The sequence below is a fragment of the Pseudomonas sp. DTU_2021_1001937_2_SI_NGA_ILE_001 genome (assembly GCF_032463525.1).
Classification (GTDB): Bacteria; Pseudomonadota; Gammaproteobacteria; order Pseudomonadales; family Pseudomonadaceae; genus Aquipseudomonas.
Genome location: NZ_CP135971.1, coordinates 3,263,903 through 3,289,476 on the forward strand (window position 1 = coordinate 3,263,903; position 25,574 = coordinate 3,289,476).

At 64.7% G+C, this 25,574-nt stretch carries 22 protein-coding genes; 6 read left to right on the top strand and 16 right to left on the bottom strand.

What is annotated here, in order from left to right; genetic code table 11:
• Positions 1-42: 42 nt before the first annotated feature.
• Positions 43-2,217 (top strand): malate synthase G, encoded by a 2,175-nt coding sequence (locus RRX38_RS14000; RefSeq protein WP_315959627.1) that lies wholly within the window; start codon positions 43-45, stop codon positions 2,215-2,217.
• Positions 2,218-2,287: 70 nt separating this feature from the next.
• On the opposite strand, the gene RRX38_RS14005 is transcribed toward RRX38_RS14000, so the two are convergent.
• Complete coding sequence (locus tag RRX38_RS14005; protein WP_315959628.1) at positions 2,288-2,737, bottom strand: response regulator; 450 nt, start codon at positions 2,735-2,737, stop codon at positions 2,288-2,290.
• A 199-nt stretch (positions 2,738-2,936) separates the two neighbouring features.
• Between RRX38_RS14005 and RRX38_RS14010 the strand changes: the two genes are divergently transcribed.
• From RRX38_RS14010 to RRX38_RS14020, 3 genes are all read left to right on the top strand, one after another.
• Positions 2,937-4,871 carry a DUF294 nucleotidyltransferase-like domain-containing protein gene (locus RRX38_RS14010; protein WP_315959629.1) on the top strand — a complete coding sequence of 645 codons (1,935 nt, stop codon included), beginning with the start codon at positions 2,937-2,939 and terminating at the stop codon, positions 4,869-4,871.
• Complete coding sequence (locus RRX38_RS14015; protein ID WP_295472715.1) at positions 4,868-5,581, top strand: PolC-type DNA polymerase III; 714 nt, start codon at positions 4,868-4,870, stop codon at positions 5,579-5,581. The genes RRX38_RS14010 and RRX38_RS14015 overlap by 4 nt, the downstream gene beginning before the upstream one ends.
• A gap of 83 nt (positions 5,582-5,664) precedes the next feature.
• On the top strand, positions 5,665-6,294 hold the full coding sequence (locus tag RRX38_RS14020) for a glutathione S-transferase family protein (RefSeq protein ID WP_315959630.1): 630 nt from the start codon (positions 5,665-5,667) through the stop codon (positions 6,292-6,294).
• 105 nt (positions 6,295-6,399) lie between these two features.
• Here RRX38_RS14020 and creD read toward each other — a convergent pair whose 3' ends face one another.
• The 4 genes from creD to RRX38_RS14040 all read right to left on the bottom strand — a co-directional run bounded on the left by creD (position 6,400) and on the right by RRX38_RS14040 (position 10,526).
• Positions 6,400-7,758 (bottom strand): cell envelope integrity protein CreD, encoded by a 1,359-nt coding sequence (gene creD / locus RRX38_RS14025; protein ID WP_315959631.1) that lies wholly within the window; start codon positions 7,756-7,758, stop codon positions 6,400-6,402.
• Between the two features lie 95 nt (positions 7,759-7,853).
• Positions 7,854-9,272: a two-component system sensor histidine kinase CreC gene (creC, locus tag RRX38_RS14030; protein WP_315959632.1), complete on the bottom strand. Its 1,419-nt coding sequence runs from the start codon at positions 9,270-9,272 to the stop codon at positions 7,854-7,856.
• The gene (creB, locus tag RRX38_RS14035) at positions 9,273-9,959 is read right to left on the bottom strand and encodes a two-component system response regulator CreB (protein ID WP_315959633.1); all 687 of its coding nucleotides are present in this window, start codon (positions 9,957-9,959) and stop codon (positions 9,273-9,275) included.
• 54 nt (positions 9,960-10,013) lie between these two features.
• Complete coding sequence (locus tag RRX38_RS14040; protein WP_295472705.1) at positions 10,014-10,526, bottom strand: ATP-dependent zinc protease; 513 nt, start codon at positions 10,524-10,526, stop codon at positions 10,014-10,016.
• 164 nt (positions 10,527-10,690) lie between these two features.
• On the opposite strand from RRX38_RS14040, the gene RRX38_RS14045 reads away from it, so the two are divergent.
• Positions 10,691-11,584 carry an acyltransferase gene (locus RRX38_RS14045; protein WP_315959634.1) on the top strand — a complete coding sequence of 298 codons (894 nt, stop codon included), beginning with the start codon at positions 10,691-10,693 and terminating at the stop codon, positions 11,582-11,584.
• Between the two features lie 246 nt (positions 11,585-11,830).
• Here the strand turns inward: RRX38_RS14045 and fdhA are convergent, their stop codons facing one another.
• From fdhA to RRX38_RS14090, 9 genes are all read right to left on the bottom strand, one after another.
• A complete protein-coding gene (gene fdhA / locus RRX38_RS14050; protein WP_295472701.1) occupies positions 11,831-13,030 on the bottom strand; it encodes a formaldehyde dehydrogenase, glutathione-independent in 1,200 nt (399 codons plus the stop codon).
• 223 nt (positions 13,031-13,253) lie between these two features.
• On the bottom strand, positions 13,254-14,111 hold the full coding sequence (purU, locus tag RRX38_RS14055; RefSeq protein WP_295472699.1) for a formyltetrahydrofolate deformylase: 858 nt from the start codon (positions 14,109-14,111) through the stop codon (positions 13,254-13,256).
• A gap of 141 nt (positions 14,112-14,252) precedes the next feature.
• Complete coding sequence (locus RRX38_RS14060) at positions 14,253-14,885, bottom strand: sarcosine oxidase subunit gamma (protein WP_295472697.1); 633 nt, start codon at positions 14,883-14,885, stop codon at positions 14,253-14,255.
• A 65-nt stretch (positions 14,886-14,950) separates the two neighbouring features.
• Positions 14,951-17,971, bottom strand: a complete 3,021-nt coding sequence (locus RRX38_RS14065) for a sarcosine oxidase subunit alpha (protein ID WP_315959635.1) — start codon at positions 17,969-17,971, stop codon at positions 14,951-14,953.
• Positions 17,968-18,264, bottom strand: coding sequence for a sarcosine oxidase subunit delta (locus RRX38_RS14070; protein WP_295472693.1), 297 nt, complete (start codon positions 18,262-18,264; stop codon positions 17,968-17,970). The genes RRX38_RS14065 and RRX38_RS14070 overlap by 4 nt, the downstream gene beginning before the upstream one ends.
• Positions 18,265-18,280: 16 nt before the next feature.
• Positions 18,281-19,531, bottom strand: coding sequence for a sarcosine oxidase subunit beta family protein (locus RRX38_RS14075; protein ID WP_315959636.1), 1,251 nt, complete (start codon positions 19,529-19,531; stop codon positions 18,281-18,283).
• A 17-nt stretch (positions 19,532-19,548) separates the two neighbouring features.
• A complete protein-coding gene (glyA, locus tag RRX38_RS14080; protein ID WP_295472689.1) occupies positions 19,549-20,802 on the bottom strand; it encodes a serine hydroxymethyltransferase in 1,254 nt (417 codons plus the stop codon).
• A gap of 602 nt (positions 20,803-21,404) precedes the next feature.
• Positions 21,405-22,625, bottom strand: a complete 1,221-nt coding sequence (alaC, locus tag RRX38_RS14085) for an alanine transaminase (RefSeq protein ID WP_315959637.1) — start codon at positions 22,623-22,625, stop codon at positions 21,405-21,407.
• A 312-nt stretch (positions 22,626-22,937) separates the two neighbouring features.
• Positions 22,938-23,678 (bottom strand): TraX family protein, encoded by a 741-nt coding sequence (locus tag RRX38_RS14090; RefSeq protein ID WP_315959638.1) that lies wholly within the window; start codon positions 23,676-23,678, stop codon positions 22,938-22,940.
• A 96-nt stretch (positions 23,679-23,774) separates the two neighbouring features.
• On the opposite strand from RRX38_RS14090, the gene RRX38_RS14095 reads away from it, so the two are divergent.
• The gene (locus RRX38_RS14095; protein ID WP_295470499.1) at positions 23,775-24,818 is read left to right on the top strand and encodes a low specificity L-threonine aldolase; all 1,044 of its coding nucleotides are present in this window, start codon (positions 23,775-23,777) and stop codon (positions 24,816-24,818) included.
• 27 nt (positions 24,819-24,845) lie between these two features.
• Here RRX38_RS14095 and RRX38_RS14100 read toward each other — a convergent pair whose 3' ends face one another.
• Positions 24,846-25,145 carry a cell division protein ZapA gene (locus RRX38_RS14100; RefSeq protein ID WP_295470498.1) on the bottom strand — a complete coding sequence of 100 codons (300 nt, stop codon included), beginning with the start codon at positions 25,143-25,145 and terminating at the stop codon, positions 24,846-24,848.
• On the bottom strand, positions 25,142-25,375 hold the full coding sequence (locus tag RRX38_RS14105; RefSeq protein ID WP_295470496.1) for a hypothetical protein: 234 nt from the start codon (positions 25,373-25,375) through the stop codon (positions 25,142-25,144). The genes RRX38_RS14100 and RRX38_RS14105 overlap by 4 nt, the downstream gene beginning before the upstream one ends.
• Between the last annotated feature and the right edge of the window lie 199 nt (positions 25,376-25,574).

A 25,574-nucleotide genomic window follows, 5' to 3' on the forward strand; every position in this document is an offset into this window, starting at 1 on the left:
CGAACCGGGCGCTCCACCGCTGAGCTGAGTGAGGCAAGTGCAATGACTGAATACGTTCAAGTCGGCGACCTGCAGGTCGCCAAGATCCTGTTCGACTTCGTGCAGAACGAAGCAGTCCCCGGGACCGGCGTCGATGCCGCGGCCTTCTGGACCGGGGCGGATGCACTGATTCACGAGCTGGCTCCCAAGAACCGCGCCTTGCTGGCCAAGCGCGACGAGCTGCAAGCCAGGATCGACACCTGGCACCGCGAACACGCAGGCCAGCCGCTGGATGGGGCGGCCTACAAGCGTTTTCTGCAGGACATCGGTTACCTGCTGCCAGACCCCGGCAGCGTGGACGTCAGCACCACCGGAGTGGATGAGGAGATTGCCCGCATGGCCGGCCCGCAGCTGGTGGTGCCGGTGATGAACGCCCGCTTTGCCCTCAACGCCGCCAATGCCCGCTGGGGCTCGCTATACGATGCGCTGTACGGCACCGACGCCATCGGTGAAGAAGGCGGCGCACAGCGCGGGCCGGGCTACAACCGGGTGCGCGGCGACAAGGTCATCGCCTTCGGCCGCGCCCTGCTCGACCAAGCCGTACCGCTGGCCAACGGCTCGCACGTCGATGCCACCGCCTACCACCTGATCGACGGCAAGCTGGTGGTGGCCCTGCGCGACGGCAGCCAGACCCTGCTGCAAGACACCACACAACTGGTCGGCTTCCAGGGCGATGCCGCCGCACCGATCGCCGTGCTGCTCAAGCACCATGGCCTGCACCTGGAAATCCAGATCGACGCCAGCAGCCCCATCGGGCAGACCGACGCTGCCGGGGTCAAGGACATCCTCCTGGAAGCGGCGCTGACCACCATCATGGACTGCGAAGACTCCATTGCCGCCGTAGACGCCGCCGACAAGACCCTGGTGTACCGCAACTGGCTGGGCCTGATGAAAGGCGACCTGGCCGAGACGCTGACCAAGGGCGGGCAGACCTTCACCCGTACCATGAACCCCGACCGCTGCTACACCACGCCAGACGGCGGTGAGCTGACCCTGCATGGCCGTTCGCTGCTGTTCATCCGCAACGTCGGCCACCTGATGACCATCGACGCCATTCTCGACCGTGACGGCCAGGAAGTACCGGAAGGCATTCTCGACGCCCTGGTTACCAGCCTGGTGGCCATCCACGACCTCAAGGGCAACACCTCGCGGGCCAACAGCCGCAGCGGCTCGGTGTACATCGTCAAGCCGAAGATGCACGGCCCCGAGGAAGTGGCCTTCGCCAACCTGCTGTTCGAGCGCGTCGAGGGCGTACTGGGCCTGCCGCGTAACACGCTGAAGGTCGGCATCATGGACGAAGAGCGGCGCACCTCGGTCAACCTCAAGGCCTGCATCCAGGCCGCCCGCGAACGCGTGGTGTTCATCAACACCGGTTTCCTCGACCGCACCGGCGACGAGATCCACACCTCCATGGAAGCCGGCCCGATGGTGCGCAAGGCGCAGATGAAGGCCGAAAAATGGATTGGCGCCTACGAGAACTCCAACGTCGACGTCGGTCTGCGCTGCGGGCTGCAGGGCCGTGCGCAAATCGGCAAGGGCATGTGGGCGATGCCCGACCTGATGGCGGCGATGCTCGAGCAGAAGATCGCTCACCCGCTGGCCGGGGCCAACACCGCATGGGTGCCTTCGCCCACGGCGGCGGTGCTGCATGCCCTGCACTACCACAAGGTCGATGTGTTCGCCCGCCAGGCGGAACTGGCGCGCCGTGAACCGGCGTCGGTGGGCGACATCCTCACCATTCCCCTGGCGCCGCACACCGACTGGAGTGCCGACGAGCTGCGCAACGAGCTGGACAACAACGCCCAAGGCATCCTCGGCTACGTGGTGCGTTGGATCGACCAGGGCGTGGGCTGTTCGAAGGTGCCGGACATCAACGATGTCGGCCTGATGGAAGACCGCGCGACCCTGCGCATCTCCAGCCAGCACATCGCCAACTGGCTGCGCCATGGCGTGATCAGCCGCGAGCAGGTGCTGGAGAGTTTCCGGCGCATGGCCGTGGTGGTGGACCGGCAGAATGCCAGTGACGCGGCGTACCGCCCGCTGGCGCCGGACTTCGACAGCAACATCGCCTTCCAGGCCGCGCTGGAACTGGTACTTGAAGGCACCCGCCAGCCCAACGGCTACACCGAGCCGGTGCTGCACCGTCGGCGCCGCGAGTTCAAGGCTGCCAACCGCTAGGGCACTGCCCCCGTAGAAACGACTTCAGCCCGCAAGCTTGTCGCGGCTGAAGCCGCTTCTACGGGGGTTGTCAGGCATTGATGCCCAGCTCGCGCCTGACCAGCTTCACCAGTTGCTTGGTGTTGATCGGCTTGAGCAGGAAATCCACCACGCTCAGGTGCATGGCATCGATGGCATCGCGCACGCTGGCATCGCCGGAGACGATGATGATCGGCAGTTCGGCACGTGCCGAATCGCGCACCCGGCGGATCAGCTCCATCCCGTCGCAGGGCGCCATGCGCAGGTCGGTGATCAGCAGGCCGATGGACTCGCGGCTGTTCAGCACTTCGAGGGCCTCGGCACTGCCGGGCGCGGTCATGCAACTGATGTCGTGGAGGTTGAGAATTTCAGCCAGCAGCTCGCGAGCATCCAGGTCATCGTCGACGATGAGCACCCGCTGCGCGACCTCACGGGTCTGGGTCAGCATCACTTCCTGGAGGGCGTCGAGTTCCTCGTCGCTGAGAATGTCGTGATCGGTCATTGGAATCTCATCATTGCCTGGGCGTATTCTGCCAATCCTTCAATAACAAACCGTGACGCTGCCAGGCGGTTGACTCACCCGGCGCGCCACTCCTTGGGCAGCCCTGCACGGCTCGCATCCTTATAGACTTACGTCCAATGGGCACTGGACGACAAGCGACCGACCATGGTCATGAACAACAAAAAAAGCGGTGCACGACATGAGTAAAGCAGATGCCTTCACCGAGGCAGGAAAAACCGCTGTCCTGCAAAACATCCACGGCACCATGCAGTTCCTGCAACGTTTTCCTCCGTTCAACCAGATGGAAAGCGCGCACCTGGCGTATCTGGTCGAGCAATGCCAGCTGCGCTTCTATGCGGCTGGCGACAGCATCATCAAGCCCGCCGACGGCCCTGTGGAACACTTCCACATCGTCAAGCAGGGTCGCGTGGTGGGCGAGCGTCCGCATTCGGCACGCCGCGGCACCGAAACCACCTTCGAAATCACCACCGGCGAATGCTTTCCGCTGGCGGCACTGCTGGGCGAACGGGCCACACGCACCGAACACCTGGCGGCCGAAGACACCTTCTGCCTGCAACTGAACAAGCAGGCCTTCATCAAACTGTTTTCCCTTTCCACCTGCTTTCGCGACTTCGCCCTGCGCGGGGTCAGCAGCCTGCTGGAGCAGGTCAACCAGCAGGTGCAGCAGCGCGCGGCAGAGACTCTGGGCACCCAGTACTCGCTGAACACCCGGCTCGGCGAACTGGCCATGCGCCACCCGGTCATGTGTCGCCCCGGCACACCCATGCGCGAAGCGGTCAAGCTGATGCACGAGCAACAGGTCGGCAGCATCGTGATCGTCGACGAGCGTCAGGCGCCGCTGGGCATCTTCACTCTGCGCGACCTGCGCGAAGCGGTGGCTGATGCCAGCGCCGATTTCAGCCAGGGCATCGAACAGTTCATGAGCCCGTCGCCGTTCTACCTGAGCCCGGACGCCAGCGCCTTCGACGCCGCCATTGCCATGACCGGCCGGCATATCGCCCATGTCTGCCTGGTACGCGACGGGCGCCTGTGCGGGGTGGTCTCCGAGCGCGACCTGTTTTCCCTGCAACGCGTCGACCTGGTGCACCTGGCGCGCACCATTCGCAACGCACCGCGTATCGAAACCCTGGTGCACCTGCGCGGCGACATCGTGCAACTGGTTGACCGCATGCTCGCGCACGGCGCGTCGTCCACGCAGATCACCCAGATCATCACCCTGCTCAACGATCACACCGTCTGCCGGGTCATCGAACTGACCCTCGAAGACCTGGGCGACCCCGGCATTCCCTTCAGCTGGCTGTGTTTCGGCAGCGAGGGGCGGCGCGAGCAGACCCTGCATACCGACCAGGACAACGGCATTCTCTTCGAAGCGACAGACGCCACGCAGGCCGAAGAGTTCCGCACCCGCCTGCTACCGCTCGCCGAGCGCATCAACCAGGCCCTGGCGCAGTGCGGCTTCAGCCTGTGCAAGGGCAACATCATGGCCGGCAACCCAGAGCTGTGCCTGTCGCGCAGCGAGTGGGCGCGGCGCTTCTCGGCGTTCATTCGTGAAGCGACGCCCGAAAACCTGCTGGCTTCGAGCATCTATTTCGACCTGCGCGTGGTGTGGGGCGAAGAGAGCGGCGGCGCCTACCTGCGTCGCCTGATCCTCGACCAGGTCGCCGACAATCGCCTGTTCCAGCGCATGCTGGCCGAAAACGCGCTGCGTCAGCGGCCACCGGTGGGGCGCTTCAAGGACTTCGTGCTGGCCCGCAAGGGCAGCGACAAAGACACCCTGGACCTCAAGACCGAAGGCCTGACGCCGTTCGTCGACGGGGCGCGCCTGCTGGCCCTGGCCAACGGCGTCGACGCCATCAACACCCTGGAGCGCCTGCGCCAGCTGGTGGAGCGCGAAGTCATCGACCCGCTGGATGGCGCGGCCTACGAAGAGGCCTACCACTTCATCCAGCAGACCCGCATGCAGCAGCACCAGCTGCAGAGCCGGCAAAACCTGCCGTACTCCAACCGCATCGACCCGGACACCCTCAACCATCTGGACCGGCGAATCCTGCGCGAATCCTTTCGCCAGGCCCAGCGCCTGCAAACCAGCCTCAGCCTGCGCTATCAACTATGAACCTGTTCCAGTGGCTGCGCCCCGTCGTCAGCAAACCCACTCTCGATGACACCCAGAAGCAGCGCCTCGCCGCCCTGCCCGCCCGTGCCGCGCTGGATGAGCGCCCGCTGCGCGAGCAGCGCTGGGTGGTGCTCGACCTGGAAACCAGCGGCCTGAACATGAACCGCGACCAGGTGCTGTCCATCGGCGCGGTGGTCATCGAAGACGGCGCCATCGACCTGGGCCAGCAGTTCGAATGCACCCTGCAGCGCAGCGACCACAAGGTCAGCCCCGCCGTGCTGATCCACGGTCTGGCACCCAGCGCCATCGCCGCCGGCAGCGACCCGGTGGAGGCCCTGCTGGACTTCATGGAGTTCCTCGGCGACAGCCCGGTGCTGGCCTTCCACGCGCCGTTCGACCAGCACATGCTTGGCCGGGCCTTGAAGGAAAGCCTGGACTACCGCCTGCAACACAGCTTCCTGGACGTCGCCGACCTGGCGCCGATGCTGTGCGAGCAGGCCAACCTGCGCAAGGCCGGCCTTGACGACTGGACCCGTCATTTCGGCCTGTACGCCGAAGAGCGTCACCACGCCAGCGCCGACGCCCTGGTGACCGCCGAGCTGGCGCTGATCCTGTTCAGCTACGCGCGGCGCCAGCAGCTCGACAGCCCGGCACGTCTGGAGCAACAGTTGAACCAGTGGAAAAGGCGCACGCTGTCACATTCCTTCTGAACCGCGCAGTGCCGTACCCTGGCCCGATTGCAGAGCCACGAGGGGCTGGCTAGGCTATTGAGTGTCATATACGAGGAACGCCCATGTCTGCACCGGCCATGACCCTATACACCAATCCGGCTTCCCCCTTTGCTCGCAAGGTGCTCATCCTGCTGCGCGAAACCGGGCAGCTCGACAAGGTCGATCTCAAACCCACCACGCTGACTCCGGTCAGCCCTTCGGCGGAGCTGAACCTCGACAACCCGGCCGGCAAGATCCCCGCGCTGCTGCTGCTCGACGGCAACGTCATCCACGACAGCCGGGTAATTCTCGATTACCTCGATCACCAGCACGACGACACGCCGCTGATCCCCCGCGACGGCCCGGCCCGCTGGCGGCGCCTGACCCTGGCCTCGCTGGCCGATGCGCTGCTCGATGCCGCCCTGCTGATCCGCTACGAAACCGCCCTGCGCCCCGCCGAGCTGCACTGGGCGCCCTGGCTCGACAGCCAGCAACGCAAGATCGAGCGCACCCTCACCTATTTCGAGCAGGAAGCGATCACCGAGCTGTCGGCCAACTTCGACATCGCTGCCATCAGCGTCGCGGCGGCACTGGGCTACCTGGACTTCCGCCAGCCCGACCTGAACTGGCGCAACAGCTACCCACGCCTGGCCAACTGGTACTTCGAAGTCAGCAAACGCCCTTCGATGCAGGCCACCCAGCCCTCGGCCTGACCGCTGGCAAGGCTGCCCGTGGTGATGCGGGCAGCAGGCCGAGCAGTTCCTCCAGCAACCGGCGCGCCTGGTCCCGCTCCTGGCGCAGCAGGCCTTGCGTGCGCATCATGGCTGCTCCCCGGTACGACCCTTGATACCCGGTGCGATGGCGTACCAGTCCAGCTTGCGGGTCAGCACCATGAACACGCCCAACAGGCCGAACAGCAGCAGCGAGCCCATCAGCAACGCGTAGTCCTCGGCACTCAGCAGCCCGTAGAGCAAGCCGTACAGCGCCGCCAGCCCTGCGGCGAAGCCCACGCCGTGGCGCGCGCCACGCAATACATGGCTGACATAGAAGCCGATCAGCGTCACGCAGGCAGCGGCAGACACCAGGTAGGCCAGGGCGAAGCCCAGGTGTTCGGACAGCGACAGCAGCATCAGGTAGAACAGCGCCAGCGCCGCCCCCACCAGGGCATATTGCACCGGGTGCACTGCCAGGCTCTTGAGCACTTCGAACAGGAAGAACCCGGCGAAGGTCAGCGCGATGAACAGCAAAGCGTATTTGATCGCTCGGTCACTCTTGAGGTACTGGTCCACCGGGTCGATGAAGCTGACCCCGAAACTGCGCCCGTACAGCCCTTCACAGTTCTCGGTATGCAGGCAGGTGCGCAGCCCTTCTTCGAGGTTGGTCGAGAAGAACGAGGTCTGCCAGCGTGCCGTGAAGCCTTGCGCCGAAACCTCCCGCTGCGCAGGCAGGTAATTGCCGGTGAAGCTCGGGTGCGGCCAGTCGGCGGTCAGGCTGACCTCGCTGGACTTGCCCACCGGCGTGACCCTGAGCTGGCCGGTGCCTTGCAGCTTGAGGTCGAAGCTGAATGCCAGGCGGGCGGCCTGGTGGCCGTCGAGCATCGGCAGGTCGGCGCTGACGCCATCGCCCAGGCGGGCCACCCGGGTGCCGGGCTCGAATGCCAGGGTCTGATCGTTGAGTTGCAGGCTCAGGGCATTCTCGATGCCGCGCACGTCGCTCAGCCCCACCGCCAGGTACGGGCGCTCGAAACGGTAGTCGTCGAAGCCCTCCTCCAGGCCGAGCTTTTCCGGCAACTGAAAGTACCCACTGATACGGCTGTCGGCATGGAACAGCCGCGCTTCATAGATGCCGCGTGAGCGCAGCTCGGTGCTGACCTTGCCATCGAGTTCGAAGCGCTCAGGCAGGAACACCAGCTCGCCCCGCTCGGTCTGGGTTTCCTGATAGCGCTCGTTGTTCTGCGCGTGGGTCTTCCAGACCCGCACCGTCTTGCGGTATGGCACCACCACCAGCGGGCCGGTGATCTGCTGGCTGTAACTGGAGCTGCGGGCGATGTCATCCAGCACCCCGTCACGCTGTAACTGCCGCTCACCGATCAAGCCGCCGATCATCAGCAGCGGGATCAACAACAGCATGATCAACAAGGCGATCATGCCCAACTTCATGGCCAGGCTTCGATTCATGAGGGACTCTCCCTGATTGCGATGGGAGGCAGTCTGCAAGGGCTGTATGGGCGCAGCATGAGCGCTGCGTGGAGTTTGTGTGGAGAGGCGCCCGCTCAGGGCAGGTCGAGGACCACCTGTACACCACCCTCGACGTTGTCGATGTGCAGCGCGCCGCCATGCAACTGCACCACCTCGGCAACGAAGTTCAGGCCCAGGCCCGTGCTCTTGCGCCCGGTGTGCGGGCGCGGCAGGGAATAGAAGCGTTCGCACAGGCGCGGCAGTGCGTAGTCAGGAATCGGCGCGGCGCTGTTGAACAGGCTCACGCGCACCTGCCCAGCGTACGACACGGCCTCGATGCACAGCACGCCACCGGCCGGTGTGAAGTCCAGGGCGTTGTCCAGCAGGTTGGCCAGTGCCTGGCTGAGCAGAAAGCGCTCGCCCTGCAAAGCCAGGCCTGCGGCCACCTGGCGCTCGACCCGCAGGCCCAGGCGCTCGACCGCCAGCTGCCGCGCGCCGAGCAGGTCGTCGAGCAGCTCGGCCAGCGGCAGGCTGACCCGCTCTTCCAACGCCTGGCGCTGCTCGACCATCGCCAGGTTCAGCAGTCGTTCGATCAATTGCTGCATGCGCCGACTTTCATCTTCGATATTGCCGGCGAAACGCTGGCGCTGCTCGGGCGGCATCTCGTCCTGCAGCAGCTCGGCGGCGCCGCGAATGGCCGCCAGGGGACTTTTCAGCTCATGGGTCAGGGTGTGCACGTAGCGCTCCACATAGGCCTTGCCTTCGAGCTGCACGCGCATGTGTTCCACCGCGCCAGACAACTGCTGCAGCTCACCGCCACGGTAATGCGGTAACTCGGCACGGCGCCCTTCGCTGACGGCCTGGGCATAGCGGGTCAGACGGCGCAGTGCCGAACTGAGCCACCAGGAGAATACCGCGCCCAGCAACAGCCCCAGGACCATCAGGCCGCCGCCGTACCACAGCAGGCGCCGTTCGGCGCGTTCGATGTAGGGCTGTAGCGAGCTGTTGGGCTTGGCCACCGTCACCACGCCGATGATGCGCCCCTGGTCGCGGATCGGTGCGCCCACATGCATCACCGAAGAATTGGGATCGTCGGGGTCGCTGCGTGTCGAACGGGCGCCGTACTGGCCGCGCAAGGTCAGGTACACGTCGTTCCAGCGCGAGTAATCCTGGCCCACGGCCTCGCCACTGGAGTCCAGCAGCACGATGCCACGGGCATCGGTCACGTAAATGCGGTTGTTGACCTGGTCCTTGGGCAGCTCCCAGATGGTCGCCCCCGGCTTGCGCAGGCCGTAGTCCCTCAGCACCTCGTTAAAGCGGCTCTGCCCCAGCGTGCCGTCGCGCACATCGCGACGGAAGATCTCGGCCAGCAGGTTGGCGGTGTCCACCAGGGTTTCCTCGGTGGACTGGCGTACGCCGGGGCGTACTTCCTTCATCACCGTGCTGAGCACGAAGTAACCGGTCAGGGCAATGAAGGCCGCATAGACCAGAAAGATGCGGATGCTCAGCGACATTCAGGCGTGGTCCGGGCTGAAACTGTAACCCAGGCCGCGATGGGTCTGGATCGGCTCGGCCTCGGCGGCCACGGCGCGCAACTTGGCGCGCACGCTCTTGATATGGCTGTCGATATTGCGTTCGTACCCGGCGTCGCAGGGCACGCCCAGGGCGTCGAGCAATTGTTCGCGGCTCAAGACCCGCTGCGGGTTATCCAGCAGGCATTGCAGCAGACGGAATTCATGACGGGTCAAGGTCAGCGGCTGGCCCCGGTAGCGGATCAGGTAACGCGGCAGGTCGATCTCGAACACCCCGGGCGTATTGACGACAACAGGCAGCTCGCGGGGCAACAGGCGCTTGAGAATGGCCTTGACCCGCGCCGCCACCTCGCGGGGGCTGAAGGGCTTGACCACGTAGTCATCGGCACCGATTTCCAGGCCTACCACCCGGTCGATTTCGCCGTTGCGGGCGCTGAGGAACATCACCGGCACCTCGGTGAAGCGTCGCAACTGCTTGCAGGCCTCGAAACCGCTGATATCCGGCAGCCCCACGTCGAGAATCACCAGGTCTGCCGGCGTGGCCCGCTGGTGCTCCACCGCCGCCTGGCCGAGGCTCAGCCAGGTGGTGGTGAAGCCTTCGCCCTGCAGGGCGTAGACCAGGGTATCGGCAATCGCGACTTCGTCTTCGACGATCAGAATGTGCGGCATGGCATCGGGCACCGGTGGACAGTGCGCGAACGGTGCGCGATCAGCGCGTGGCCGTCAATCGCATTGCGGCTTGTCGGCGGTGTAGCGGCGCGCCGGGTTCACTGCGGCGTCGAACTCGCGCAGGGCCTTGGCACCGATCAGCAGCGGGTAGTTGAAGTGGCTGCGGTCCACCAGGTTGACCTCCACGGTACGCTGCTGCTTGCCCAGGCACAGCTTCAGCTCGATGACCGGGCGCTTGGCCGGATCGATCTCGCCCTTGTCCTCGTCTTCATCATCGCCTTCGGCGCGTGCCTTGATCTTGCTGATGCGCGCCAGCTTGTGTTCGAACACTTGGTTGCTCGCGCCTTCGGCCGCCAGGCGGAAGCGCACCCACTGCTCGCCATCGCGCTGGAACAGCTCGATGTCCTTGGCCGACAGCGAGGCGGTCAGTGCGCCGGTGTCCATCTTGGCCTTGAAGGTCTGGCCCACTTCGGGGACCTTGATGTATTCGTAGCGACCGTACAGGGTCGGTTCGGCAGCCAGCGCCGGCAATGCCAGCACAGACAACAGCGCCAGAATCTTCTTCACGTGGTGGACTCCTTGCAGGTGTCAGGCGCCCGGTTGGCGCCCGTTTTTAGACAGCGCCACCGGGCATGGTTCGCGCACAGGAAACATTTGTGCGCATCTGTGTCATTGGCGCTTCAAGGCGGTCTATTTATCATGACTGCCCCTACCGAATCGCAGAGATCGCTATGCGCCGCGTGCTCACCGGCTGTTTCGTCACCCTTCTGCTGTTGCTCAACACCCTGACGCTGATCGGCCCGCTGCTGGTCTTCGCCCTGCTCAAGCTGGTGTTTCAGGGCGAGATGCGCGACCACTGCTCCAAGGCGGTGATGTGGATCGCGGAAACCTGGGCCGAGATCGACAAGCGCATCTTCGCCCTGTGCATTCCCACCCGCTGGGACATCCGTGGCGACGCCGGCCTGCGCCGCGACACCTCCTATCTGGTGATCAGCAACCACCAGTCGTGGGTCGATATCCCGGCGCTGATCCAGGTCTTCAACCGCCGCACGCCGTTCTTCAAATTCTTCCTCAAGAAAGAGCTGATCTGGGTGCCTTTCCTGGGCCTGGCCTGGTGGGCGCTGGATTATCCGTTCATGAAGCGCTACAGCAAGGCCTTCCTGGCCAGGAACCCGGAACTCAAAGGCAAGGACCTGGAAATCACCAAGGCCGCCTGCGAGCTGTTCAAGCGCCAGCCGGTGACCATCGTCAACTACCTGGAAGGCACGCGCTTCACCCCGGCCAAGCACCGCGCACAGGCATCACCCTACGAGCACCTGCTCAAGCCCAAGGCTGGCGGAGTGGCCTTCGTACTGGCGGCGATGGGAGAACAGCTCGATGCCATTCTCGACGTGACGGTGGTGTATCCAGAAGGCAAGACCCCAGGTTTCTGGGACTTGCTGTGCGGTACGGTGCCGAGGGTGATCGTCGACATTCGCACCCGCGAACTCGACCCGGCGCTGTGGCAGGGTGACTACGAGAACGACCCGGCCTTCCGCAGCCAGGTGCAGGAGTGGGTGAACCAGCTGTGGCTGGACAAGAACACGCGCATCGCGCAGCTCAGGCAGGAATTCCAGAATCTGTAGAACATCGGTAGGAGCGGCTTCAGCCGCGATGAACTCAGTTAGACGATCTTCAGCTTTTGTTGGAGCGAGCTTGCTCGCGACAGGGCCGTGAACACCACGGCATAGGGTGTGTACTTGAGGCAGTCATCGCGAGCAAGCTCGCCAACGGTCTAGCTGACCCGCATCGCGGCTGAAGCCGCTCCTACTGCTGCCGCCTATGGGGCGCGTCAGCCGCGATGAACGCGCGGCTGAAGCGCCCTATTCACATCAGGCGGCGCTGAACATCTTGTGCGGGTCGATGACGAATTTCTTCGGCACGCCGGCATCGAACTCGCCGTAGCCACGCGGCGCGTCGTCCAGGCTGATGACCTGCACGCCCACTACTTCGGCAATGTTGATGCGGTCCCACATGATGGCCTGCATCAGCGCACGGTTGTACTTCATCACCGGGGTCTGGCCGGTGTGGAAGCTGTGCGACTTGGCCCAGCCCAGGCCGAAACGAATGCTCAGGGCACCGACCTTGGCAGCGGCATCCACCGCGCCCGGGTCTTCGGTCACGTACAGGCCCGGAATACCGATCTTGCCGGCTACGCGGGTAACCTGCATCAGCGAGTTCAACACGGTGGCGGGAGCCTCGTGCTTGGCGCCTTCATGGCCATGGCCACGGGCTTCGAAGCCCACGGCGTCGACCGCGCAGTCCACTTCCGGCTCGCCCAGCAGGTCAGCGATCTGCTCGTGCAGCGGCGTGTCCTTGGACAGGTCGGCGATTTCGAAGCCCTGGGCCTTGGCGTGCGCCAGGCGCGCCGGGTTCAGGTCGCCGACGATCACCACCGCAGCGCCCAGCAGGCGGGCCGAGGCAGCGGCCGCCAGACCGACAGGGCCGGCACCGGCCACGTAGACAGTACTGCCCGGGCCTACACCGGCAGTGACAGCACCGTGATAGCCGGTCGGCAGGATGTCGGACAGGCAGGTCAGGTCACGGATCTTCTCCATGGCCTTGTCGCGGTTAGGCAGTTTCAGCAGGTTGAAGTCGGCGTAAGGGACGAGCACGTACTCGGCCTGGCCACCGGTCCAGTCGCCCATGTCGACGTAGCCGTAGGCACCGCCGGCACGCGCCGGGTTGACGGTCAGGCACACGCCGGTGTGCATTTCCTTGCAGGAGCGGCAGCGGCCACAGGCCACGTTGAAGGGCACCGACACCAGGTCGCCGATCTGCAGGTTCTCGACGTCCGAGCCTTTCTCGATCACCTCACCGGTGATCTCGTGGCCCAGCACCAGGCCGACCTGCGCCGTGGTGCGACCGCGCACCATGTGCTGGTCAGAGCCACAGATGTTGGTGGACACCACCCGCAGAATCACCCCGTGTTCGATCTTGCGACCGCGCGGGTCCTGCATTTTCGGGTAATCGATTTTCTGTACTTCGACCTTGCCAGCGCCGAGATACACCACACCGCGGTTTCCAGACATGCATGTCACCTCTCTATTTGTTATTGACGAGGGAGGGCTGCCTGCATTGGCCGAACGAGCCTGCCGATACCTGACAACCCTGGGGGTCCTGCTGGCAAGAATGCGCCGAATCGGCAAAAACGCTTGCAGTCACACCGCCTTCGGGCATTCCAAAAACGACACGTGCCCAGACGGGCACGGATCGATTGCAAACAGGTGTGACAAGCGTAGAAGAGGCTGGCGCTCAGAGCACCACGGTGCGATTGGCGTTCAGAAATACCCGCCGCTCGATGTGATAGCCCACCGCGCGGGCCAGGGTCAGGCATTCGATGTCACGCCCCTTGGCGATGAGGTCCTCGGGGTAGTGCGAATGGTCCACCACTTCGACGCCCTGGGCGATGATCGGGCCTTCGTCCAGGTCGTTGTTGATGTAGTGTGCGGTGGCGCCCACCAGCTTGACGCCCTTGTTGTAGGCCTGGTGGTAGGGCTTGGCACCCTTGAAACCGGGCAGCAGCGAGTGGTGGATGTTGATCGCCTTGCCGTCGAGCTTGCGGCACAGCTCTGGCGACAGCACCTGCATGTAGCGGGCGAGAATCACCAGCTCGGCGCCGGTGTCTTCGATCACCTGCCAGACCTTGGCTTCCTGGGCCGGCTTGTCGTTGGGGTCCAGCGGGAAGTGGTGGTAAGGAATCGAATGCCAGCTGGCCAGCGGTTCCAGGTCCGGATGGTTGGAGACCACCGCGACCACGTCCATGGACAGCTGGTTGATGCGCTGGCGGTACAGCAGGTCGTTCAGGCAGTGGTCGGCCTTCGAGACCATGATCACCACCTTGGGCCGGTAGTGGGGGGCGGTCAGCTCGAACAGCATGCCGAACGCAGCGCCACGCTCGGCCAGGCCCGCGCGGAAGGCGGCCTCGTCGAAGCCGTCAGGCTGGCGGAACTCCACACGGATGAAGAAACGCCCGGACAACCGGTCGTCGAAGGAGTGATGCTCGGTGACATAACAGCCCTGCTCGAACAGGTAGCGGGTCACCGCATCCACCGTGCCCAGAACACTGGGGCAATCGGCGGTGAGGATCCAGGTATCGGGGGCACGGCTCATGAAGGTCATTCCTTAAACAGATACAGCGAGGCGCCGCCCCCTGTAGGAACGGCTTCAGCCGCGAAGATTGGCTTTGCTGAGCTCTTCGCGGCTGAAGCCACGCCTACCGAGTCTGGCTGACGTCAATTGCACCGTGGGCAATCAGCCCTTGATGCCCAGGCCGTATTCCGCTGCGGCGTCCTGCAGCCACAGCCACCAGTAGTCGGAGAAGCTGCGGCGTACCAGCAGCTCCCAGGTGTCTTCGGCGGTCCGGCGAATCACCAGTTGCGATTTGGCGAACACCGTACCCACGGCCTTGCCGACCGGGAAGTTGCTCGGGTGCACGTCGTAGCTGGTGGACTTCTTCAGAACGTCGATCACGTTCGGACCGGTCAGTTCGAGGATCGACCAGCCGCCGCTGACATTGACGATCGCGATGTGCTGGCCGTCCAGCGCAGCGCGCAGCTGCTTCTCGGCTTCGAACTCTTCGCCGGTCGGCACGATCAGCACCCATTCATCCGGGCCGAGCCATTGCAGCGAGCGCTCGCCGTCGATCACCAGGCCCAGCGGGCCAGGCAGTTCCAGGCCCAAGGCCTGCTTGACGCCAGCGGCGAACGCCGCGTCGTGACCATTACCCCGAATGGTCAGGTGGCCCAGCAGCTTCTTGTCGCGCAGTGACACGCCGGGATTGGTGTGGCCCTTGCCGACCAGCTTGTCGAGGCCGGCGTGGTACAGCGGCTGCTCGGCCTTGGCACCGGTGGTGGGGCGTTGCTGGTATACGTTGACTGTAGTCATGACGCACCTGTTATGAATTCTGTTGTGTTGCCCGGTGGGAGCGGCTGACGCCGCTCCCACATTCCTCATTCGACGTTCTGGCGCTCGTTCTTCGGATCGAAGAACACCGACGAAACGATCTCCGCCTCGATCACGCTGCCATCGGCCAGCGGCGCGTAGACCTTCTCGCCCATGCGGTTGATACCGCCCTTCACCACTGCCAGGGCAAAGGAATAACCGAGGGAGTTGTGCGCGTAGCTGGAGGTCACGTGGCCGACCATCTTCATCGGAATCGACTGGTTCGGGTCGAACACCAGCTGGGCGCCTTCAGGCAGCCAGCGCTTGGGGTCCACCGGCTTCAGGCCGACCAGCTGCTTGCGCTGCTCGCGCACGCAATCTTCGCGGTTCATGCCACGCCAGCCGATCCACGAGAACGGCTTGGTACGGCCTACGCACCAGCCCATGTTCAGGTCGTCGGGGGTCATCGAGGCGTCGGTGTCCTGACCGACGATGATGAAGCCCTTCTCGGCGCGCAGCACGTGCATGGTCTCGGTGCCGTACGGGGTCAGGTTGTACTTCTTGCCGGCCTCGGCGATCTTTTCCAGCACGCCCATGGCGTAGTCGGCCTGCACGTTGACCTCGTACGACAGCTCACCGGTGAACGAGATACGGAACACCCGTGCCGGTACGCCGGCGACGTTGCCCTCCTTCCAGGTCATGAACGGGAAGGCTTCGCGGCCCAGGTCGATGTCGGTCAGCTCGGCCAGCAGCTTGCGGCTGTTGGGACCGGACAGCGTCAGGGTCGCCCAGTGGTCGGTGACGGAGGTGAAGTACACCTTCAGGTCCGGCCATTCGGTCTGGTGGTACAGCTCCAGCCACTGCAGCACCCGGGCGGCGCCGCCGGTGGTGGTGGTCATCACGAAATGGTTGTCGGCGACACAGGCGGTCACGCCGTCGTCGAAGACCATGCCGTCTTCCTTGCACATCAGGCCGTAGCGGGCCTTGCCCACATCCAGCTTGGTCCAGGCGTTGGTGTACACGCGGTTGAGGAACTCGCGGGCATCCGGGCCCTGGATGTCGATCTTGCCGAGGGTCGAGGCATCCAGCAGGCCGACGCTGTCACGCACGGCCTTGCACTCGCGAGCCACGGCGGCATGCATGTCTTCGCCATTCTTGGGGAAGTACCAGGGGCGCTTCCACTGGCCGACGTCTTCGAACTCGGCACCGTTCTTCACGTGCCAGGCATGCAGGGCGGTGAAACGCACCGGCTCGAAGATGTGCCCGCAGTGGCGGCCGGCGATGGCGCCGAAGGTCACCGGGGTGTAGTTCGGGCGGAACATGGTGGTGCCCATCTCAGGGATGGTCACGTTCAGCGAGCGGGCGGCGATGGCCAGGCCGTTGACGTTGCCCAGTTTGCCCTGGTCGGTACCGAAGCCCAGCGCGGTGTAGCGCTTGACGTGCTCGACCGACTCGAAGCCCTCGCGGGTGGCCAGTTCGATGGCCGCGGCGGTGACGTCGTTCTGCAGGTCGACGAACTGCTTGGGCGCACGCGCCGTGCCTTTGTCGTGGGGCACCTGGAACAGCGCCACGGTGGGCTCTTCGGTGCGGTTGACGGCTTTCGGCAGCACGCCTTCGACGGCCGAGAAACCGGCCTCGCTGGCGGCGCGCACGCCCCCTTCGAAACCATCGGCCAGGGTGTCACCCAGGTTGTACACGCCGTTCAGGCCACCGACGCAGACGCGCTTCTGTGGCGCATCGCCGGCCACGAAGCCGAGGATGTCTTCACGCCATACCGGACGGCCACCCAGGTGCGAAGCCAGGTGCACCACCGGGCTGTAGCCGCCGGAACTGGCAATCAGGTCGGCATCCAGCCACTCGCCGGGGCTGGTGACTTTCATGGTTTTCAGGTCGATGGCCGCGACGCGGGCACCGGTTACGCGCTTGCTGCCACGCGCCTCGATCACCGCGCTGGAGGTGAGGATGCGCAGGCCCTTGGCGCGGGCTTCCTCGACCAGCGAACCGCGTGGGTTGTGGCGCGCATCGGCGATGGCCACCACTTGCAGACCGGCGTCGGCCCAGTCCAGGGCGACGCGGTAGGCGTAGTCGTTGTTGGTCGACAGCACCAGCTTCTTGCCCGGTGCCACACCGTAGCGGCGCACGTAGGTGGACACGGCACCGGCGAGCATGTTGCCCGGCACATCGTTGTTGGCGTAAACCAGCGGACGCTCGTGGGTACCGGTGGCCAGAACCACGCGCTTGGCGCGTACCCGGTGGATGCGCTGACGTACCTGGCCGATCGGCGCACGGTCACCGAGGTGGTCGGTGAGGCGTTCGTGAATGGTCAGGAAGTTGTGGTCGTGATAGCCGTTGACGGTAGCCCGTGGCAGCAGCAGGACGTTGTCCAGCCCAGCCAGCTCGGCCACCACGCTGGCAACCCACTCGCTGGCCGGCTTGCCATCGAGGCTTTCGCGGCTGTCGAGCAGGCTGCCGCCGAATTCTTCCTGTTCATCGGCGAGGATCACCCGCGCCCCGCTGCGGCCGGCGGCCAGGGCAGCGGCCAGGCCGGCAGGGCCGGCACCGACCACCAGCACGTCGCAGTGCTGGTTCATGTTGTCGTAGCGGTCAGGGTCGTTTTCGGTTGGCGAACGACCCAGGCCGGCGGCCTTGCGGATGTACTTCTCGTACGTCATCCAGAAGGACTGCGGGTACATGAAGGTCTTGTAGTAGAAACCGGGCGGCATCATGCTGCCGCCGACCTTGCCCAGGATGCCCATCACGTCAGTGTTGACGTTCGGCCAGCCGTTGGTGCTGCTGGCCACCAGGCCGGAATACAGCGCCTGCTGGGTGGCGCGCACGTTGGGGATCTGGGTGGCTTCGGTGGCGCCCAGCTGCAGCACGGCGTTCGGCTCTTCGGCACCGGCAGCGAAGATGCCGCGCGGGCGCGAGTACTTGAAGCTGCGGCCGATCACGTCCACGCCGTTGGCCAGCAGGGCCGAGGCCAGGGAGTCGCCGGCAAAGCCCTGGTAGGTCTGGCCGTTGAAGGTGAAGTTGAGCACCTTGCTGCGGTCGATACGGCCGCCATTGGGCAGTCGGTTGCTCTGGCTCATACCTTGTCTCCCTCGGCGGTGAACTGTGGCTTGGCGCCAATCGGATAGGTTTCGAGGATTTCGTAGGTCACGGTGTTGCGCGTGACGTTGAAGTACTGCCGGCAGCCGGCCGCATGGTCCCACAGCTCGTGGTGGATGCCGCGCGGGTTGTCACGGAAGAACATGTAGTCGCCCCACTCTTCGTCGGAGCAGGCGTTCGGGTCCAGCGGGCGCGGGATGTGCGCCTGGCCGGCCGAGTGGAATTCCTCTTCGGAGCGATGCTCGCCACAGTGAGGACAGAAGATATAAAGCATGTTCGCAATCCTCCTGTTAGTGAGCCACGGCAGCAGCGCCGTGCTCGTCGATCAGCGCACCATTGTGGAAACGATCCATGGAGAACGGTGCCGCCAGTGGGTGCATTTCGCCTTTGGCCAGGCTCGCGGCAAACACGTTGCCCGAGCCAGGGGTGGCCTTGAAGCCGCCGGTACCCCAGCCGCAGTTGAAGAACATGTTCGGCACGGGCGTCTTGGAGATGATCGGGCAGGCGTCCGGCGAGGTGTCGACGATGCCGCCCCACTGGCGGTTCATGCGCACCCGCGACAGCACCGGGAACATCTCGACGATGGCCTGGATGGTGTGTTCGATCACCGGGTAGGAACCGCGCTGGCCGTAGCCGACCCAGCTGTCGATACCGGCACCGATGACCAGGTCGCCCTTGTCGGACTGGCTGATGTAGCCGTGCACGGCGTTGGACATGATCACGCTGTCGATGATCGGCTTGATCGGCTCGGACACCAGCGCCTGCAGCGGGTGGGATTCCAGCGGCAGGCGGAAGCCGGCCAGCTTGGCCATGTGCCCGGAGTTACCGGCCGTGACCACGCCGACGCGCTTGGCGCCGATGAAGCCCTTGGTGGTTTCCACACCGATGCACACGCCGTTCTGCTTGCGAAAGCCAGTGACTTCGGTCTGCTGGATCAGGTCGACGCCCAGGGCGTCGGCAGCACGGGCGAAGCCCCAGGCCACGGCGTCGTGACGGGCCACGCCGCCGCGCCGTTGCACGGTGGCGCCAAGGATCGGGTAGCGGGTGTTCTTCGAGCAGTCCAGGTACGGAATCTCCGCCGCGACCTGCTCGGTATTGAGCAGTTCACCATCCACGCCGTTGAGGCGGTTGGCGCTGACCCGACGCTCGGAGTCACGGATGTCCTGCAGGGTGTGGCACAGGTTGTACACCCCACGCTGGGAGAACATCACGTTGTAGTTGAGGTCCTGCGACAGGCCTTCCCACAGTTTCATGGCGTGCTCGTACAGGTGGGCCGACTCGTCCCACAGGTAGTTGGAGCGCACGATGGTGGTGTTACGGGCGGTGTTGCCGCCGCCCAGGTAGCCCTTCTCGATCACCGCGACGTTGGTGATGCCGTGTTCCTTGGCCAGGTAGTAGGCCGTGGCCAGGCCGTGGCCGCCACCGCCGACGATGACCACATCGTAGACCTGCTTGGGCGTGGGCGTACGCCACATGCGCTGCCAGTTCTCGTGGTGGCTGAGGGAGTGCTTGAAGAGGCCGAAGCCTGAATAACGTTGCATGGTAGGCGACTCCTGACTCAGCGGTAGACCGGGTAATCGGCGCACAGGGCGGCCACCTGGCCGGCGACATTGGCCTCGACATCGGCATCGCCGAGGTTGTCGAGGATGTCGCAGATCCAGCCGGCCAGCGCGATGCACTGGGCTTGCTTGAACCCACGGGTGGTGACGGCCGGGGTGCCGATGCGCAGGCCCGAGGTCACGAAAGGCGATTGTGGGTCGTTGGGTACGGCGTTCTTGTTCACGGTAATGTGCGCGCGGCCCAGGGCGGCGTCCGCGTCCTTGCCGGTGAGGCCCTGACGGATCAGGCTGACCAGGAACAGGTGGTTGTCGGTGCCACCGGAGACCACGTCGTAGCCACGCTCGATGAACACCTTGGCCATGGCCTGGGCGTTATCGATGACCTGCTGCTGGTAGGCCTTGAAGCCTGGCTCCAGCGCCTCCTTGAAGCACACGGCCTTGGCGGCGATGACATGCATCAGCGGGCCGCCCTGGGCGCCAGGGAACACCGCGGCGTTGAGCTTCTTCTCGATTTCTTCGTTGGCCTTGGCCAGGATCAGGCCGCCACGCGGACCGCGCAGGGTCTTGTGGGTGGTGGTGGTGACCACGTCGGCGAACGGAATCGGGTTGGGGTACAGGCCAGCGGCGACCAGACCGGCCACGTGGGCCATGTCAACGAACAGCAGCGCCCCGACCTTGTCGGCGATGGCGCGGAAGCGCGGGAAGTCGAGGGTCTTGGAGTAGGCCGAGAAGCCGGCAACGATCATCTTCGGCTTGTGCTCGACCGCCAGGCGCTCGACTTCGTCGTAGTCGATCAGCCCGGTGGTGGTATCGATGCCGTACTGCACGGCGTTGTACAGCTTGCCCGAAGACGACACCTTGGCGCCGTGGGTCAGGTGGCCGCCGTGGGCCAGGCTCATGCCCAGGATGGTGTCGCCAGCCTGCAGCAGCGCCAGGTAGACGGCGGAGTTGGCCGACGAACCGGAGTGCGGCTGGACGTTAGCGTAATCGGCACCGAACAGCTGCTTGGCGCGGTCGATGGCCAGCTGCTCGACCTTGTCGACGTGCTCGCAGCCGCCGTAGTAACGCTTGCCCGGGTAGCCTTCGGCGTATTTGTTGGTCAAGCCGCTACCCTGCGCCTGCATCACGCGCTTGCTGGTGTAGTTCTCGGAGGCGATGAGCTCGATGTGGTCTTCCTGGCGCTGCTCCTCGGCATTCATGGCCGCCAGCAGTGCATCGTCATAGCCCTGAATCTGATCTTGTTTGCTGAACATCGCGTATCCCCAGCGGCGTCGCGGCGCCTTTCATTATTGATCGGGAGGGTTGGCTACCCAGTGACTGCGATGGTAGGGCCGGCCAAGGCGATCCAGATGCCTGCGCGCGCCACGCAAAGGCGCGTTTACGACATGCGCGACAGGCCACGGAACAATCCGCCACGCCAGGCCGTCGAGACCAACCGCAAGCGAACGCCCGATCCGGCGAAAAGCCCGGCTACAGGGGCTTTTCCGGCAGTCGGCGGGCTGCCTGGAAGAGCTCGTCAGGGGGGCTGTTCAGGCACGCCAGAGCCCCGGGCACAGCATGCCGATGGCGTATTCAGACAAGTCGGGCGGGGGATACAAGGAGGGGAGCAATGCTATCGGCGTAGCTGCCCGTCAGAAGCGGCTTGAGCCGCGAAAGGCATCCCGACCAAAAGACCGGGTAGCGGCTTTAGCCGCGAAGCGACCGCCTGTTCACAACAGATGCAGTGAGTTTCCTGGTGCTTTCGCGGCTAAAGCCGCTCCCACCAAGCCACATAATGGCTAACTGAACGGTATTGCGGCTAAAACCGGCGCTACAGCAGAGGCCTCCCGCACGCGCGGCGCAGGAGGCCGGTCGATCAGGAAGCCGGCTGGCCCGCCTGCTGGGCATCGGCGCGGAACATGGCGCGGATGCCACGTACCGCCTGGCGAATGCGGTCCTGGTTCTCGATCAGCGCGAAGCGCACGTGGTCGTCGCCGTATTCACCGAAACCGATGCCTGGCGAGACGCACACCTTGGCTTCGGCCAGCAGCTTCTTGGCGAACTCCAGCGAGCCGAGGTGCGCGTAGGCATCGGGGATCTTCGCCCACACGTACATCGAGGCCTTGGGGTTCTCGACCATCCAGCCCAGCTCATGCAGACCCTTGACCAGCACGTTGCGGCGCTGGCGGTACTGCTCGGCGATGTCCAGCACGCATTGCTGGTCGCCTTCCAGGGCCGCGATGGCCGCCACCTGCAGCGGGGTGAAGGTGCCGTAGTCGTGGTAGCTCTTGATCCGCGCCAGGGCGCCGACCAGCTCGGGGTTGCCGACCATGAAGCCGATCCGCCAGCCGGCCATGTTGTAGCTCTTGGACAGGGTGAAGAACTCCACCGCGATGTCCTTGGCGCCGGGGATCTGCATGATCGACGGGGCCTTCCAGCCGTCGTAGACGATGTCGGCATAGGCCAGGTCGTGGACCACCAGCACGTCGTACTGCTTGGCCAGCGCCACCACACGCTCGAAGAAGTCCAGCTCCACGCATTGCGAAGTGGGGTTGGACGGAAAACCGAGGATCATCATCTTCGGCTTGGGGATCGAGCCACGAATGGCCTTCTCCAGCTCGGCGAAGAAGTCCACGCCCGGCACCAGCGGCACCGACCGCACCTGGGCGCCGGCAATCACGGCACCGTAGATGTGGATCGGATAACTGGGGTTGGGCACCAGCACGGTGTCGCCCTGGTCGAGGGTGGCGAGCATCAGGTGCGCCAGGCCCTCCTTGGAGCCAATGGTGACGATGGCTTCGCTCTCCGGGTCGATATCGACTTCGTAGCGCTTCTTGTACCAGTTGGAAATGGCCCGGCGCAGACGCGGAATACCCCGCGAGGTGGAATAGCCGTGGGTGTCTTCGCGCTGGGCGACGGTGACGAGCTTTTCGACGATGTGCGGCGGCGTAGCCCCGTCGGGGTTGCCCATGCTCAGGTCGATGATGTCTTCGCCACGACGACGCGCGGCCATCTTGAGTTCGGCGGTGATGTTGAAGACGTAGGGAGGGAGTCGATCGATGCGCGCAAAGCGGCGCGGCAAACCTTGGTCAGCCATGAGAATCTCGCAGACGTAAGCGCCCGGAACCGTCCGAGCGACGTTGGCCACATGAGGCGGCCTGCGCGCACGATAAGCGCCTGGCCATCATCTTGTCCACATGGTTTTTTTCCTGGCTCGATTCACAGCCCCACAAGCCCCGCTTCGGCAGAAGCGGCTTCAGCCACAACACTGGTCAGTTATACCGGGTAGGACCGGCTTCAGCCGCGAAGCGACCGCATGACCACAACAAATGCAGTGAATTTCCTGGCGTTTTAGCGGCTAAAGCCGCTCCCACCGGGCCACATGCCGCAGGCAAAGCCGCCTTCACCTTCAAACCACCCACTGCATAAGCCCCCACAACGCCACGAAATGCGCGGGGTAAATGGCATAGGCCCAGCGGCGCATCGGCCAGATCGCCAGGCTGAGCTTGCGCCGCAACAGCAGCAGCCCGGCCAGTGGCGCCAACAGGCAGACCAGCAGCGCACCGATGGACACCGCATCCCCCCAGCGCAGCCCGGCGAGCATCTCCGGCCAGGCATTGCCTGCCACGCACACCACCGCCGGAAAAACCGCCAGCCACAACGGCCGCTGCAACACCATCAGCATCACCAGCGGCAGCATCACCCCGGCGAAACCGAACATCAGGTGCTGCTGAAACAGCGCCGCCAGCAGCAAGGCCAGCAGCGCCATGGTGCGGGTTTGCGGCATGCGCTGGCGCCAGCCCTGAGCGACCAGCAGGCCGAGCAACAGCGTGGGCAGTACATTCAGCGTCTGCGCCTGCGGCATGAACAGCCGGTACGGCAACTCCGACAGCACCGCGAAGCCGGCCATCCAGGCCAGATACCGCCAGCGGATCCGGGGGCCGGTCTCGGCGGCACTGCGCCGCGCCAGGTTCACCGCAATGGCCAGGCAGAACCACGCAAAGGCCAGGCGCCCCGGTATATACAACCAGTCCGCCGACCAGCCGACGTAGCGCAGATGGTCCAGCACCATGCTCAGCATCGCCAGCCACTTGAGCAGGTCCAGCGCGTGATCGCGCCTGGGCAGAAAGGGCGGGTTGGAAAGATCCATGAGTCTCTCTAATGTATAGGCATCCCAGACCAGAGGTACATGGCAGCCCACAAGGCCCGCCAAGACCCGTACCTCGTCAAGCATAAGGAATCGGCAATGACCGACCAGAGCCAACAGTTCGCCAGCGACAACTATTCCGGTATCTGCCCCGAGGCCTGGGCCGCCATGGAACAGGCCAACCAGGGACACCAGCGCGCCTACGGCGATGACCAGTGGACGGCACGCGCCGCCGATGGTTTCCGCCGCTTGTTCGAAACCGACTGCGAGGTGTTCTTCGCCTTCAACGGCACGGCCGCCAACTCCCTGGCCCTGTCAGCGCTGTGCCAGAGTTACCACAGCGTGATCTGTTCGGAAACCGCCCACGTCGAGACCGACGAATGCGGCGCTCCCGAGTTCTTCTCCAACGGTTCCAAGTTGCTGGTGGCACCGAGCACCGCCGGCAAGCTCAGCCCCGAAGCGATCCGCGAAATCGCCCTCAAGCGCCAGGACATCCACTACCCCAAGCCGCGCGTGGTCACTCTCACCCAGGCCACCGAAGTCGGCACGGTCTACCAGCCCGAAGAGCTGCGCGCCATCAGCGCCACCTGCCAGGAACTCAACCTGCACCTGCACATGGACGGCGCGCGCTTCTCCAACGCCTGCGCCTTCCTGGGCTGCTCCCCGGCGGAGCTGACCTGGAAAGCCGGCGTCGACGTACTGTGCTTCGGCGGCACCAAGAACGGCATGGCGGTGGGCGAGGCAATCCTGTTCTTCAATCGTGAGCTGGCCGAAGACTTCGACTACCGCTGCAAGCAGGCCGGGCAACTGGCCTCGAAGATGCGCTACCTGTCGGCGCCCTGGGTCGGGCTGCTGGAGAACGACGCCTGGCTGCGCCATGCCCGCCACGCCAACCAGTGCGCGCAGCTGCTGGCCGAGCTGGTCAAGGATGTGCCGGGTGTAGAACTGATGTTCCCGGTGCAGGCCAACGGCGTTTTCCTGCAACTCTCGGAACCGGCCATCGCCGCGCTGGGCAGCCTGGGCTGGCGCTTCTATACCTTCATCGGCAAGGGCGGGGCACGTTTCATGTGCTCATGGGACACCGAACAGGACCGCGTACGCCAACTGGCGGCGGACATTCGTCGGGTCATGCAGGCTGGCTGAAGCAGCCTGCGGACGGCACCAGGGCTGTCAGCCCTGGCCGATGGTGCGCGAGATGGCCTGCACCGTGGCGTCGACCTGCTCCTGGGCGCGCTCCAGCTCGATCTTGTGCTGCTTTTCGAGCTGGATCTGCTTGGAGCACAGGTTCAGCGCCGCGAGCATCAGCAGCCGGTCGCCGATCAGCGTCGGGTACTGGCGCTTGGTTTCGGTGAGCGATGCCTGCAGCATCGCCGCCGCCTGCTGCAGAGTCTGCTCCTCTCCGGGAGGGGCCTTGACCGAATAGTCATTGCCCATGATGGAGAGCACGGTCACACCATCGTAGCGGTTCATGCGTTCACGGCGCTGGCGCTGGTAGCGCGCTCGACCAGGGCCTGGATACGCGCCGCAGCGCTGCCTTGCTTCTCTTCATGTTCCAACAGGCTCAGTTGCAGGCTGTCGTTTTCTTCCCTGGCCTGGGCCAGTTCGGCACGCAGTTGGGCATTGCTGTCCTGCAATTGCTGGTTCTGTTGCACCAGATCGCTGACAAGTTGTTCCAACTGGCTGAGAGACGATTCCAACATTCTGTTTACTCGAGCAAATTCCACGGGGCGCACACGATAAAGAAAAGTCGGTACGCATGCTAGTGCGGCACGGACCGCCCTGCCCCGCGCGCCCGGTGTGGCATGGCGTGCCGGCAGGCGCCTGCCGGGGCTTGGGCGGTTGCCACAGCCTGAAGATGAACATTCATTCATCGCCGCAGCCTGAGACCGACAGATTCCC